12 protein-coding genes, 1 pseudogene and 1 riboswitch are annotated in these 12,865 nt (G+C 37.2%); of the genes and pseudogenes, 6 read left to right on the forward strand and 7 right to left on the reverse strand.

The window, feature by feature from the left end:
* Positions 1-12: 12 nt before the first annotated feature.
* Positions 13-915: a heme o synthase gene (gene cyoE / locus LKW28_RS17905; RefSeq protein WP_229141814.1), complete on the reverse strand. Its 903-nt coding sequence runs from the start codon at positions 913-915 to the stop codon at positions 13-15.
* A gap of 315 nt (positions 916-1,230) precedes the next feature.
* Between cyoE and LKW28_RS17910 the strand changes: the two genes are divergently transcribed.
* Positions 1,231-1,680, forward strand: a complete 450-nt coding sequence (locus LKW28_RS17910) for a hypothetical protein (protein ID WP_229141815.1) — start codon at positions 1,231-1,233, stop codon at positions 1,678-1,680.
* Positions 1,668-1,955 (forward strand): YxcD family protein, encoded by a 288-nt coding sequence (locus LKW28_RS17915; RefSeq protein WP_229141816.1) that lies wholly within the window; start codon positions 1,668-1,670, stop codon positions 1,953-1,955. The genes LKW28_RS17910 and LKW28_RS17915 overlap by 13 nt, the downstream gene beginning before the upstream one ends.
* Positions 1,956-2,176: 221 nt before the next feature.
* Here the strand turns inward: LKW28_RS17915 and LKW28_RS17920 are convergent, their stop codons facing one another.
* On the reverse strand, positions 2,177-3,367 hold the full coding sequence (locus tag LKW28_RS17920; protein WP_229141817.1) for a sensor domain-containing diguanylate cyclase: 1,191 nt from the start codon (positions 3,365-3,367) through the stop codon (positions 2,177-2,179).
* Positions 3,368-3,491: 124 nt separating this feature from the next.
* Positions 3,492-3,576, reverse strand: a riboswitch (cyclic di-GMP riboswitch).
* Between the two features lie 405 nt (positions 3,577-3,981).
* On the opposite strand from LKW28_RS17920, the gene LKW28_RS17925 reads away from it, so the two are divergent.
* Genes LKW28_RS17925 through LKW28_RS17940 form a run of 4 tightly spaced genes read left to right on the forward strand, consistent with a single transcriptional unit; the run spans position 3,982 to position 7,762 of the window.
* Positions 3,982-5,091, forward strand: a complete 1,110-nt coding sequence (locus LKW28_RS17925; RefSeq protein ID WP_229141818.1) for an ABC transporter ATP-binding protein — start codon at positions 3,982-3,984, stop codon at positions 5,089-5,091.
* Complete coding sequence (locus LKW28_RS17930; protein ID WP_229141819.1) at positions 5,081-5,899, forward strand: ABC transporter permease; 819 nt, start codon at positions 5,081-5,083, stop codon at positions 5,897-5,899. The genes LKW28_RS17925 and LKW28_RS17930 overlap by 11 nt, the downstream gene beginning before the upstream one ends.
* Positions 5,889-6,692, forward strand: a complete 804-nt coding sequence (locus LKW28_RS17935; RefSeq protein ID WP_229141820.1) for an ABC transporter permease — start codon at positions 5,889-5,891, stop codon at positions 6,690-6,692. Before LKW28_RS17930 ends, LKW28_RS17935 begins: the two co-directional genes overlap by 11 nt.
* Positions 6,689-7,762, forward strand: coding sequence for an ABC transporter substrate-binding protein (locus tag LKW28_RS17940; RefSeq protein ID WP_229141821.1), 1,074 nt, complete (start codon positions 6,689-6,691; stop codon positions 7,760-7,762). The genes LKW28_RS17935 and LKW28_RS17940 overlap by 4 nt, the downstream gene beginning before the upstream one ends.
* Positions 7,763-7,833: 71 nt before the next feature.
* On the opposite strand, the gene LKW28_RS17945 is transcribed toward LKW28_RS17940, so the two are convergent.
* The 5 genes and pseudogenes from LKW28_RS17945 to LKW28_RS17965 form a co-directional block, all read right to left on the reverse strand.
* A complete protein-coding gene (locus tag LKW28_RS17945; RefSeq protein ID WP_229141822.1) occupies positions 7,834-9,942 on the reverse strand; it encodes an MMPL family transporter in 2,109 nt (702 codons plus the stop codon).
* A 115-nt stretch (positions 9,943-10,057) separates the two neighbouring features.
* Positions 10,058-10,633, reverse strand: coding sequence for a TetR/AcrR family transcriptional regulator (locus LKW28_RS17950; RefSeq protein WP_229141823.1), 576 nt, complete (start codon positions 10,631-10,633; stop codon positions 10,058-10,060).
* A gap of 268 nt (positions 10,634-10,901) precedes the next feature.
* A pseudogene (locus tag LKW28_RS17955) lies at positions 10,902-11,066 on the reverse strand (amidohydrolase); the annotation flags it as partial.
* Between the two features lie 226 nt (positions 11,067-11,292).
* Positions 11,293-12,336 (reverse strand): sensor domain-containing diguanylate cyclase, encoded by a 1,044-nt coding sequence (locus LKW28_RS17960; protein ID WP_229141824.1) that lies wholly within the window; start codon positions 12,334-12,336, stop codon positions 11,293-11,295.
* A 283-nt stretch (positions 12,337-12,619) separates the two neighbouring features.
* On the reverse strand, positions 12,620-12,862 hold the full coding sequence (locus LKW28_RS17965; RefSeq protein ID WP_229141825.1) for a hypothetical protein: 243 nt from the start codon (positions 12,860-12,862) through the stop codon (positions 12,620-12,622).
* Positions 12,863-12,865: the final 3 nt, after the last annotated feature.

The following is a 12,865-nucleotide window of genomic DNA, read 5'->3' on the forward strand; positions in this document are numbered from 1 at the left end:
TTTAATCCGTTCTTATCCGATATATTTCGGCAATGTAACAATGACCATTAATAGGAAGATAAGCAAAATGTAGTTTACGGAATATAGAAAATTCCAGCGAGACCATTTCATATCATCCTTAACTGAAAACCCTTTGATACTTAAGATAATCCATCCGATATTAAGTAATGTCGCAAGAACAACAAAAACCATTCCAAGGTCGTGTAAAAAGAAAGGCATTGGAAACAGACAAATCACCCAGAACAGAATATGTCTCTTCGTTACCACAAAACCGCGAACCACTGGAAGCATCGCAACATCTGCCGCCTTATACTCTTCATATTTTCTCATTGCGATTGCATACGTATGGGGCATTTGGAACACAAATAAAATTAAAAAGAGCATGATTGGGACAGTATGATGAATTGGTGCAACAGCGGCCCACCCCATCAGTGGCGAAACGGCGCCTGATACACTCCCAATCACGGTATTTATCGTAAATCTGCGCTTAGACCACATCGTGTACAGCACAACATACGTAAACCAGCCCACAAATGTGAAAAAGACGGCTTCAAATGTGGTGAAAAATAGGAAAATGAATCCCAATACTGTACAGATAATGCCCAAAGCCAATACAAATTTCATTGAAAAATGTCCTGTAACTGTTGGACGTTTTTTGGTTCGATCCATGACTGTATCGATATCAACATCGTACCAATTGTTAATGATCAAAGCTCCCGCCATAACGAGCGTACTTCCAATCATTGTGTATAGTAACAATCCAAAATTATCTTGAAATGATGCCCCCGTAAAATAGATGGCTAACCAAAATCCTGAAAACACAGGTAGAACATTTGCTAGTAAAACTCCTGCCTTAAAAAGGGATTTAAGATCAGCTATGAGGGAAGTTTTTTGTAATTGTATTTCTGTTTTCATTTCTATCCTCTCTCCTGCCTTCAAGTACAAGGTCAATATGCTTCAAATATACTATACCATTTTTATAGCACTTAGGATAAGAAAACCACTTTTTACCTACATCAATTGTGATAACGGCCCAAACGCAACCCTAACAATTCAGTTAGGACTTTGTTAGTATTTACCATCCCTCGTTTTTATCTAAAATGAAACCATCCTTTCTTTTCATCGTATATACAAGTAGAAAGATAGGAAGGTGATTTACAAGAGAATTTCGTGATAATAGGTTATAATAATTAAAAATATAGACACTAACTCATGGAGGTACACAAATTTATGAAAAAGGTTTTATCAGCTTTAGTAGCACTTACGTTGATTTTTTCGCCACTTGGAAGCTATGTTTTCCAAGATCAAACAACAACTGTTGAGGCGAGAGGCTATAAATCAGGAAAAAGAGGTTTCAATAATAATATTGGAAACACGAATAAATCCAACTTTAAACAGCAACAAAAGAAAAAAGAAGAAAATAATGTTACAAACAAATCGACTACTCCTACCAATCCTAAAGGCGGATTCATGTCCGGCGGTTTAATGAAAGGTTTAATGCTTGGCGGACTTGCAGGATTCCTATTTGGTGGCCTTTTGGGCGGAATGGGTATGCTTGGTTCATTTTTAGGACTATTGGTTAACGTTCTAGCGATTTATGTTCTGATTGCGGTTATTCGTAAAATCTTCGTAATGATCAAAGATCGTAAGAAAAATGAGACTGATCCATGGCGACGCTAATTCTTTCGGAACAAGAAATCATTAATGCCGTCTGCGTTTATATCGGCTTAAAAAAGCAAGTAAAACCGGAAGAAGTAGAAGTAGAGCTCATGTATGACGATGATTACGGGTTCTCCGCCGAGGTTTATGTGAACGATCGAAAACAAGTCCTTATCATGGCGAACTTAATTGAAGCGATTCGCTTATGGTTAGGCGAATTTCTAAACAGAGACCCATATGCCGGGATCAAACTTGTATTAGACGATGAAGAAGGCATTATCGCACATATTAACTGAGAAAAGTGCAAGCGTCTTAAAAGAGGAACATCGACTAACTACTGCCACGTCCTGTGGCAAACGTCGATGTCAGCACGTCCTGTGCAAGTCCGACAAGCATAAGAAAAGCCGGCGTGAAGGATGCCTTTTATCCTTCTTGACGGATTGGCTTATGACCTCGAGGGGCTAGACGCTGGAACTAGACAATGAATAGAAAGCTCATCCATTTGGATGAGCTTTCTTTAATTTGCCACGACTATGCGGTTTTTTCCACTTTCTTTTGCAGTATAAAGCGCTTGGTCCGCTGCCTTCTTCAATGAATCGACGGTTGTTCCATGATGAGGGAAAACACCGACACCTGTACTTATCGAAACAGTAACTTTTTCTTTTTCGAAAATGAGTGGGTGGTCAATGTAGTACTCTTTTAGCGTATTGTAGATCTCCTTCACACTCATATCGATTTGGGTTTTAATGAGAATCATGAACTCATCACCGGCATAACGATAACCATCAAGCTGACCATTACATACCGTTTTCATTCCATCCGCTAGTATCTTTAAATATAAATCACCTGCATCATGTCCGAAGCGGTCATTGACTTGCTTTAAATCATCAGAGTCAATCATCATAACTGTAATTTCGTCGTTCTCATTTTGTATTAATTGCGCTAAATCCTCATGGAAAGCGCGGTGGTTTTTTAAACCGGTTAATTCGTCAGTACGGGACATCGTATAAATTTTCTCATATAACCGCGCTGTTTCAATCGAGTTGATAACCTGTGCGCCAATCATTTGCAAGAGATCTTCATGTTCCTTCCGATAGGCAAAATCCCTAAAGCTTTGGGTCGAGATGACACCTTTTACCTGGTCATCAATGACAACTGGTACGAAAAGACAGGAGCTCGTGTCTTCGTCCCCTTCCCCCATTTTCGTATCATACTCAATGTTTTGGTTTTGATGCTTGAGGTGAACGATTTCACGGGTTTTAATAACCTTTGATGTGTAATTTTCACCAAAATCCACGATGCTTGGTGGTGCAGGCTCTCCATTATCTATAATAAAGATGAATTGAATATACTTATCACCTGGATTATGCAAGGCGATGTAAAATGCATCTGCTGGCATAACTCGTGAAACCATTTCATAGGACTTTTGGAGAAGAACACTTTCATTAAGGGTTTTACTGCAGATTTGAGCAAATTCATGAAGGATACGGTAATGCTTGTTCATCCAATGCATATTTTCCATTTGTTCGTTCATTTGTTGGAGTTGGGTTAATAAAGTGCCGGTAATCTCTTGTTCTTCTTTTTCCTGACCTGTCTCGTCAAAAAAGCTGCGAACCTCTTTAGAAATCAGATTCTTCTCGGAACCAACCTTTTCAATTAGTTCACTTAGTTTTTTAAGTACGTTCAGATTCTGGATGGTTTTCTCCATGCATAATCACTTCCAAAATTTTTCTATCCAAAAATCTAGTAAAATAGTAGGTACTAAAATTAATTGGTACAAAAAAAGACTAATCAAATACCGATTAATCTTCGTTCATACGATACGAGTTATACTCGGCAACTGGCTGGCATGTCCCATTTGACGTAGCCCCTATAGTTTTGCGTCTTCATCTTTCAATGAATTTGCCTTTCCTTTATTCAATTATTACACATTAAAGATAGATTATTTTAAATTGTACTATAATTATATTTCTATTTTCACTCTAGGTCAATGAAATTGACGTAGTCTTTTTCTAAAAATGTGAATTTTTTCCTACTACTATTTACCTAGTTTTGTGTTTCATTACTTATTTAGATTATACACTCCATACTTTTCAACCTTGACTATTATGAATGTTATTGAATTTTTGGCCGATTCGTGTATAATTATGCCGGATTGATAAGAAATGCGTAAGGCACCCGCCTATCGGCGACAAGCATAAGAAAAGCGCTGACAGAAGGTGTATTTTACCTTCCGAAGCGATTGGCTAGACCATAGAGCCGATGGTGCCTGAAGCTAGACACCAAAAATATAATAGCTTAAATAGAAAGAAGGGGGTTGCTATGAACAGTATACCTATTATCCAATTTAAAAATGTGACGAAACAATATGACAATGATCCGGCTGTCCTTAACAATGTCAGCTTTGAAATAGAAAGAGGAAAGTTTTATACCCTTCTTGGTCCATCGGGATGTGGAAAAACAACGATATTGCGTTTAATTGCAGGATTTATTGAACCCTCAGATGGAGAGGTTTATTTTAATGGAAAAAAAGTAAACACCACACCTGCTAATAAGCGTCAAGTGAATACCGTGTTTCAGGATTATGCCTTATTTCCGCATCTAAATGTATATGAAAATGTTGCCTTTGGTTTACGTATAAAAAAATTGAAGCAATCTGAAATCGATAAAAAGGTGAAAGAAGCTTTAAGCTTCGTCAATCTTACTGGCTATGAAAACCGTGAAATTAAAGAAATGTCCGGTGGTCAAAGACAGCGTGTTGCGATTGCTCGTGCGATAGTGAATGAACCAGAGATTATTTTATTGGATGAGCCATTATCTGCGCTTGATTTAAAGCTTCGTACAGAAATGCAGTATGAGCTTCGCGACCTTCAGAAACGCCTTGGTATTACATTTATCTTTGTCACGCACGACCAAGAGGAAGCCCTAGCAATGTCTGATGAAATTTTTGTCCTAAATAAAGGAAAAATCCAACAAAGCGGCAGCCCGATTGATATTTATGATGAACCAATTAACCGATTTGTCGCAGATTTTATTGGTGAATCAAATATCGTAACTGGAAAAATGCATAAAGACTTTTTGGTTGAATTTGTTGGGAAAACATTCGATTGTGTTGACCAAGGTTTTTCAAATAATGAACCAGTTGAAATTGTCATCCGTCCTGAGGATCTACAAATAACTTCTATTGAAAATGGAAAACTTCAGGTTGTTGTTGATTCTCAGCTTTTCAGAGGTGTTCACTATGAAATTTGCGGCTTTGATAAAGACGGAAATGAGTGGCTTGTACACTCAACGAAGAAAGCTATGGTTGGCGATGAAATTGGACTTTACTTTGATCCTGAGGCGATTCATGTTATGCGTATTGGTGAAACGGAAGAAGAATATGATCGTCGCCTAGAGGCATATGTGGACGGGGAAAGCCATGGAAAATAAGCTAACCCGCAAAATATATTTTATCCCTTATGCATTATGGATTCTCATATTTGTTATTGCACCGATTACGCTAGTGCTCTATTATTCCTTTTTTGATATAGAGGGAAATCTATCTTTCGTTAACTATAAAACGTTTTTCACGCCGATATACTTAAAAATGACGTTAAGCTCATTTTGGTATGCCTTTTTAATCACAGCTGTCACCTTATTGGTCGCATACCCTACTGCTTATTTAATCACAAGAACGAAGCATAAGCATCTTTGGCTGCTTCTCATCATTGCTCCGTCGTGGATCAATCTACTATTAAAGGCATATGCTTTTATCGGGATATTTGGTGCATATGGAACAGCTAATGCGATTCTTGAAGTTCTTGGTATCGGCTCTAAACAGCTATTATTTACGGATTTCAGTTTTGTGTTTGTATCGGTTTATATTTTTATTCCATTTATGATATTACCAATCTTCAACTCATTAAATGAGTTAAACCCGAGTCTATTGGATGCTTCTCTCGACTTAGGCGCATCTAAATGGACAACGTTTCGTCGTGTGATTTTTCCGCTAACGATTCAAGGGGTAAAATCAGGATGCCAGGTTGTTTTTATTCCTGCCCTTTCATTGTTCATGCTAACACGATTAATTGCAGGAAACAAAGTGATTACACTTGGTACTGCTATTGAACAACAGTTTCTTGTCACACAGGATTGGGGCATGGGTTCAACCATCGCTGTCTTCCTTATAATTTTCATGGTCTTAATAATGGTGGCAACTGGAAACCGCAAGAAACGAGGTGCTAAAAATGAGAGATAAACTAGCTATTTCTTCAAAATTATATCTATTTATTATTTTCTTCATTTTATATGCACCGATTATCTATTTAGTGTACTACTCCTTCAATAGCGGCGGCACGATGAACAATTTCGAGGACTTCACCTTGGATTGGTATAAAGAGTTATTCGGGGATACAAGATTACTTATCATTGTCTTAAATACATTTGTGATTGCCTTGCTTTCAGCCCTTGTCTCGACAATTATTGGGGTATTTGGTGCAATCGGAATACACTCTATGAAACAAAGACAAACTCAAAATACATTATTATCACTGAACAACGTTTTAATTGTTAGTCCAGACGTAATCATTGGTGCGTCTTTCTTAATCTTATTAACAATGGTTGGAATTAAATTAGGCTTTTATTCTGTGTTACTTTCACATATCGCCTTCTGTATTCCTATTGTCGTTCTAATGGTATTGCCAAAATTAAAGGAAATGAGCCCAACTTTGATCGACGCTGCAAAGGACCTTGGAGCAAGTCAGTGGCAGGTCTTGTCAAAGGTCATTATTCCTTATATTACACCTGGAATTTTTGCGGGATTTTTCATGGCGCTTACCTATTCCTTTGATGATTTCGCTGTTACATTTTTCGTGACAGGTAATGGTTTCTCAACACTATCCGTTGAAATCTATTCCCTTGCACGCCGCGGAATCTCCTTAAATATTAATGCATTATCAGCTTTATTGTTTATTTTTACAATGCTGCTTGCTGTTGGTTATTACTTTATCGCACAACGTGACAGCACACGTGGATTGGGGGTTCGGAAATGACCAAACTCGTCCGTGCTTTCTTGGCAATCGTTATTGTCTCTGGTGGTCTCCTTTATCTTATCCACCATTTAAATTCGTCTCAGGGCCTTGCAGGTGGGAATACGCTGACCATTTATAACTGGGGAGATTATATTGACGAAGAATTAATTGACCGCTTTGAAGAGGAAACGGGAATCAAGGTTATATATGAAACATTTGACTCTAACGAAGCGATGATTACAAAAATCGAACAGGGTGGAACAACTTATGATATCGCGGTTCCATCTGAATATATGATTGATAAAATGCGACAAGAGGACTTGCTCGTCCCCCTTGACCATTCGAAGCTGCCAAATTTAAAAAACATTGATGAACGTTTCATGGATCTTCCCTTTGATCCGGGTAATAAATTCTCTGTTCCGTATTTCTGGGGAACGGTTGGAATCGTGTATAACCCAACAATGCTCGACGGAAAAGAATTTACAAGCTGGAATGACCTTTGGGATCCTTCCTTAAAAAATGAAATTATCTTTGTCGACGGAGCTAGAGAAATCATCGGGATGGGGCTTAACTCTCTTGGCTATTCACTAAATGACACAAACCTGGACCACTTATTAGAAGCAAAAGAAAAACTCATCAAGCTTACACCGAATGTCAAAGCCATCGTTGGTGATGAAGGAAAAGTCCTTATTCAAAATGGCGAAGCGGCAATTGGGATCTTATGGTCTGGAGATGCTGCTGATATTATGTGGGAAAATGAGGACTTAGACTATGTGGTACCAAGCGAAGGATCAAACTTATGGTTCGATAATATGGTTATTCCTAAAACCGCAAAAAATATTGACGGTGCTCACCAATTTATTAATTTTATCTTGGATGCGGAAATCGCTGCCCAAAACACAGAGTATGTCAGTTATTCCACTCCAAACAAAGAGGCACTTCAGTATATGCCTGAGGAAATGGTAACGGATGAGCGATTCTATCCATCACCTGAATTAACAGATAGACTTGAGGTTTATGAAAACCTAGGTAAAAAGAATCTATCCAAATACAATCAGCTTTTCCTTGAATTTAAAATGGGGCAAAATTAAAACAAAAAGCGCTGGAGCTAGACATAGTTAAAGAAGGCCTGTATCCCAACCGATACAGGCCTTTTCTATGTTTAGTTTTCTTTACTTACTGCTTTATCCTTTTCTAATAATACAATTAATCCTGGGAGTAATACTCCGCGAATCAAGAATGTATCTAACAGAATCCCAACCGCTACAATAAAACCGAAGACAAATAATAATTGTACAGGCTGTGTCATCAGAACAGCAAATGTTGCCGCTAATATAATACCTGCTGACGAAATCACTCCACCTGTTTTTGATACAGCGATTTGTACGGCTTCTTTAACAGAATGAGTTCTTCGCTCCTCCTGATACCTTGAAATAAGCATAATATTATAATCAATTCCAAGTGCTACAAGGAACACGAACGCATACAATGGCACGCGATTAGCAATCGTATCAATACCAAAGAACAGGTTTGTTAAGAACATCCCTAATCCCAATGCCGCTAAAAATGACACTAAAATCGTTCCCATCATGTAGATTGGCATTTTAATTGATTTAGTCAGAACGATTAACATACCAAAGATTAAAATCGTTTCAAGTATGACAATCAAAATAACATCTCGATTATTTGTTGAACGGTCATCCACTTTAGAAGCGGTTTCTCCAGCAAAGTAGAGATTTCCTTTTAGATTTGCATTTTCTAATAGGGTATCAGAGTTATTGATTATCTGCTCCATTGAATCAATTGTTTTGACGCTATATGGACCTTCTTCAAACGTTAAGCTAAAGTTTAATACTCTATTTTCATCAGCAGTTCCGTTGATTCTTACATTACTTACAAGATCTTGCTCCAATAACGCTTCACGCAATGTATTCTGTTCTTCTTTGGTGACCGCTTGCTTCCCTTCAAACAATACAGTTGAAGGTGCAAGCTCACCTTTTTCAAATTTTTCTTCAATCAATTCATACCCTTGCCTTGATGGCATATCCTTAGGGAAAGATTTCATCGTATCAAATTCATAAGTGAGGTTAAACATATTCGCTGCCGAGATAAGCAGGATAATACCTACAATTCCTGCGGATAGCCCAGGCTTTTTGACTACCAGTCTTCCAACTCTACTCCAGATTGAATGATCTTTGACTTTTTCCTCGCCCACCTTTGGTACCTTTGGCCAGAATGATTTTCGCCCGAAAAGTGTAAATAAGGCAGGGACTAGCGTAATTGAAGCAATCATGATGACAACCATCGTAGTAGCAAAGGTTGGAGCAAAATTACGATAATCTCCCAGGTTTGCAAAGAACAACACGAGCATCGCTGCCAAAACCGTACCACCTGAGAAAAAAACGGGCATTCCTACCTCTTTCATTGCAGCTCTCATCGCATCATATTTACTATCATAACTCTTAAGCTCTTCTTGAAAACGAGAGAATACAAATAACGAATAATCAATAACTGCCGCAAATAAAAGAATCGAAGCGATTGAAATGGTTTGGTTACTTAATTGCAGACCCGCCTTCCCGAGTATACCCAGCATTTGCATAACTACTTCATATACAAAAACTGCCGCTAACAATGGTATTAATGCGAGCAGTGGTGAACGGTAAATCACAATTAATAAAATCAAGATTAAGCCAACTGTAGAAAAAATTAATACAAGATCTGCCCTTGAGAATAAATCAAGCGAATCAGTCGCGATTCCCGCTGGTCCTGTTACATACAGCGTTAAATCTGTATTTTCCTCAACTACCTTTAAGATTTTATCCTTTGAATCTTGGATTTCCTTTGTTTCCAGTGACTCATCAAAGACCATTGGAAGTAATGCGGTTGTTTGATCTTCTGAGAAAAATCCTGCTGCAGCCTGTGGCGGTAAGGAAGTTAGTGGAACAACTTGTTCTACACCTGGAATCTTCGCCACTTCAATTTGTTCAAATACATTTATAAGGTCAGAAAATTCTATTTTGCCTTCCTTCGCTTTGAAGACTAATATTCCGGGAGTACCATTACTATCCTCGAAATACTCATCTACCTTACTTTGGGCAATGACAGATTGTGCATCTTCAGGCAAAGATACAATCCTAGAAACCTCATAATCCTTTGCATTCGGCGCAAAAACAGCCAAGACAATAGTAATGATAAGCCAGGAAACTAACGTAATCCACATACCCTTTTTTGTGGTGACTTTATCTGTAATAGCCCGTAGCATTTGTTTCATTTCGTTCTCAACTCCCTCGTTTTCAAAAATAAAGTGACACTGTTGTCACTTTGGATAAAAAAATTGACACCATGCCATAATTATAATTATCTTTTATTAGTGACACCTGTGTCAATTATAAATTTTTGAAGATTCCACGACAAATCATTTCCTTAATCGACCCGACCCACACATCATGCGGAATCCCAAAATGATTTGGAATGGCGATTGATTGAAAAATGTATCCTGAAATCAAAGGTTCCGGGATGTTTGTGTTAAGTATCTTTTCACTCTTCCCCGTCCTAATAAAGCCTTGCACATAATGGTACATCTCTATATGGTAGCTTTCCAGTTTCCTTACATTTTCTTCTACCTTTTCGTTTATATGGACTGGGACACGTTTTCCTATTTCTATTAATTGATGAAGCTCCGGATTCTTAAACATCAGATTCAACAGAAAATCAAATTGAGCATAAAACCCTTCAATTGAATTGATTCCCTTCAACTCTTGGAGAAATTGCTCCATCTTAAAAAGCATATATTCCGTAATCAGTTCTTCTTTATTTTCGAAGTACTTATAAATCGCCCCACGAGAAACCTTTAAATGATCTGCAACCAAACCAAACTGGAACCCTTCGTAATGATGATCCAGAAGCAATTCCTCAGTGATCTGAAATAATTCCTCAGTAGTAAATTTACGTTCACGAGCCATACTCTTCACCCCACCTCATTATAGAACAAGTTTTTCAAAAAGAGAATGAGTTAACTTGGAATGGACATTTCATCGTCAATTTAAGACTGGTACAGTACGAGTTTAGCCCGACTTAACACTGCCCATTTTATTCAAACAAACGTTTGTTTGAATTTGCAAACCGTTGCTACAATTGGAAATACCTATTGTACAAACGTTTGTTTGAAAATGGTTTTTTGCAGAAATGGCAGATTAGTACAGATTGCTTTTCAACTAACTTCTTCACTTTCTAAGCTAATTCATAATACCCGCAAACAACATGTCCTACTGCTTTTGCTGCGACGAGAAGCGCATCTTCATCGATATCGAATTTAGGATGATGATTAAAAAATGGATCCTTTTCTCCCTTTGGCGTACATCCTATGTAAAAGAAACAAGATGGAAATTTTTTTGCATTACTATAATTCCCGTACAAAATGACTTAATTCATCCCGAAATATGAAATATAAAAAAGGACCTGTATCCGCATTGGATACAGGTCCGCTCCTGCTAATATGATATGCTTCCTGAAACAGTTTTTTATTATTTAGGGGCTTATTAACGGAATCTGTTTTTTATTGTTTTTAGGGGATAAATACCTAAGCAAGGATTTCTATTTTTTTGATACTAGCCTGTTAAAGTTAATCCATTTGGCACACTTGATTTCTTCCATTTTGTTTTGATAAGTAAAGCCCCTTATCCGCACGATTTAATAGGGAATCAAAACTTTCTCCCTGGTGGAATTCGGTTACTCCAAAGCTTGCAGTTACATAATTCACAGTTGTGAACGAATGTATTTCCACCCTTTTTCTAAGTTGTTCTGCAAACTCAAAAGCCTCTTTCCTCCCACGATTCGTCAGAATGATGAATTCCTCGCCACCCCAGCGTGCAAAGGAATCAATGTCTGAAAGGGCTCCCTTTACCGTATTTGCAAATTCAATAAGTACTAAATCTCCAACTGTATGTCCATAGGTATCATTAATCTTTTTAAAATGATCAATGTCAATAAAAATAATGGAGAAGGTTGTGTTTTGTTTTTTTGCAATTGTTATTTGTTTTTCCATCCAATCGTTGAACTGCAACCGATTTGCAATGCCTGTCAGCGCATCAGTATATGCTCCTTTATAAAGGATCTCTCTTTCAACAAAAGCTTTCAAAACATATTGAATAAAATATAAAACAATGACGTACACAACTTCAGCCACGATATATTGAATGATGGAAGGAAAGGCTTCTGCCGGGAGATCCACTCGATAATATAATGCAATACATATTGTGATCCCGATAAATCCTGCTGAAAAAAACAAACGTTGCCAATTACTTAACGTAATAAAAATAACAATGAAATATAATGGCAGCCAAACAATGAAAACACCAAAGTCATAATCATTCCCCGGAATCATTTGACTAACAATCGATCCGTTAAACACCAATAAATGATAAAAACCAATGAAAAATAAATTAATATACTCAATTAGAGACATAAAATGACGCTTATATAACAAGAACCAACATATTGTAAACCAAATAAATAGTGGGACAGTGAGCACTAACATATCCTTATTGATTTGACCTAACCGATACCCAATTACCAAACTAAATAGTATGGTCAAAAGAAAAAACGGCAAAATCCATAGATAGATTGCCCTTCTTAATTGTGTTAAGTTCTCATAAGGATTTTTCATTGTTGTCCCATTCCTATCGTGAATTTTCTTTGTTAGGATATTTTTTCTAACTGAAATATACCCAAGAAATTCAGGGAATCTATGGAGAAGACCATAAATTTGCAACTAGTACAGAGCACATTTCTTCACCTTCCATTTTTCCAAATACATTCAAACAAACGTTTGTTTGAATTTGCAAACCGTTGCTACAATTGGAAATACCCATTGTACAAACGTTTGTTTGAAAATGGGTTTTTGGGAAAAGTGCGGATTAGTACAGATTGTTTTTTATCCATTTTGTCTGTTACGCTTCCGGAAGCATCGATAATTTTTCGGCATAACGTTTTTCATTAAATGGTACCTGATTTTTTAACAGATCATACATTTCTTCAACAAGCACTCTACCTATCATTTCCTTAGACTCTATTTCTGAGTAACCTAAGTCGACAAGTCGTTCCAAGGTCTCTTTCGTACAACTTGGATCATTTATTTTGATTTGGTTATCTACAATTTCTAGTATTTTTGATTTTAATTTTAAGTTTGCCATTCC

Origin of the sequence: Bacillus sp. REN16, assembly GCF_020731355.1 — a bacterium.
GTDB lineage: Bacteria > Bacillota > Bacilli > Bacillales > Bacillaceae_L > Ferdinandcohnia.

Excerpts from the sequence above, each read along its gene's own strand:
- cyoE (WP_229141814.1), bottom strand. The coding sequence starts at position 915 with ATGAAAACAGAAATACAATTACAAAAAACTTCCCTCATAGCTGATCTT.
- LKW28_RS17910 (WP_229141815.1), top strand. The coding sequence starts at position 1,231 with ATGAAAAAGGTTTTATCAGCTTTAGTAGCACTTACGTTGATTTTTTCG.
- LKW28_RS17915 (WP_229141816.1), top strand. The coding sequence starts at position 1,668 with ATGGCGACGCTAATTCTTTCGGAACAAGAAATCATTAATGCCGTCTGC.
- LKW28_RS17920 (WP_229141817.1), bottom strand. The coding sequence starts at position 3,367 with ATGGAGAAAACCATCCAGAATCTGAACGTACTTAAAAAACTAAGTGAA.
- LKW28_RS17925 (WP_229141818.1), top strand. The coding sequence starts at position 3,982 with ATGAACAGTATACCTATTATCCAATTTAAAAATGTGACGAAACAATAT.
- LKW28_RS17930 (WP_229141819.1), top strand. The coding sequence starts at position 5,081 with ATGGAAAATAAGCTAACCCGCAAAATATATTTTATCCCTTATGCATTA.
- LKW28_RS17935 (WP_229141820.1), top strand. The coding sequence starts at position 5,889 with ATGAGAGATAAACTAGCTATTTCTTCAAAATTATATCTATTTATTATT.
- LKW28_RS17940 (WP_229141821.1), top strand. The coding sequence starts at position 6,689 with ATGACCAAACTCGTCCGTGCTTTCTTGGCAATCGTTATTGTCTCTGGT.
- LKW28_RS17945 (WP_229141822.1), bottom strand. The coding sequence starts at position 9,942 with ATGAAACAAATGCTACGGGCTATTACAGATAAAGTCACCACAAAAAAG.
- LKW28_RS17950 (WP_229141823.1), bottom strand. The coding sequence starts at position 10,633 with ATGGCTCGTGAACGTAAATTTACTACTGAGGAATTATTTCAGATCACT.
- LKW28_RS17960 (WP_229141824.1), bottom strand. The coding sequence starts at position 12,336 with ATGAAAAATCCTTATGAGAACTTAACACAATTAAGAAGGGCAATCTAT.
- LKW28_RS17965 (WP_229141825.1), bottom strand. The coding sequence starts at position 12,862 with ATGGCAAACTTAAAATTAAAATCAAAAATACTAGAAATTGTAGATAAC.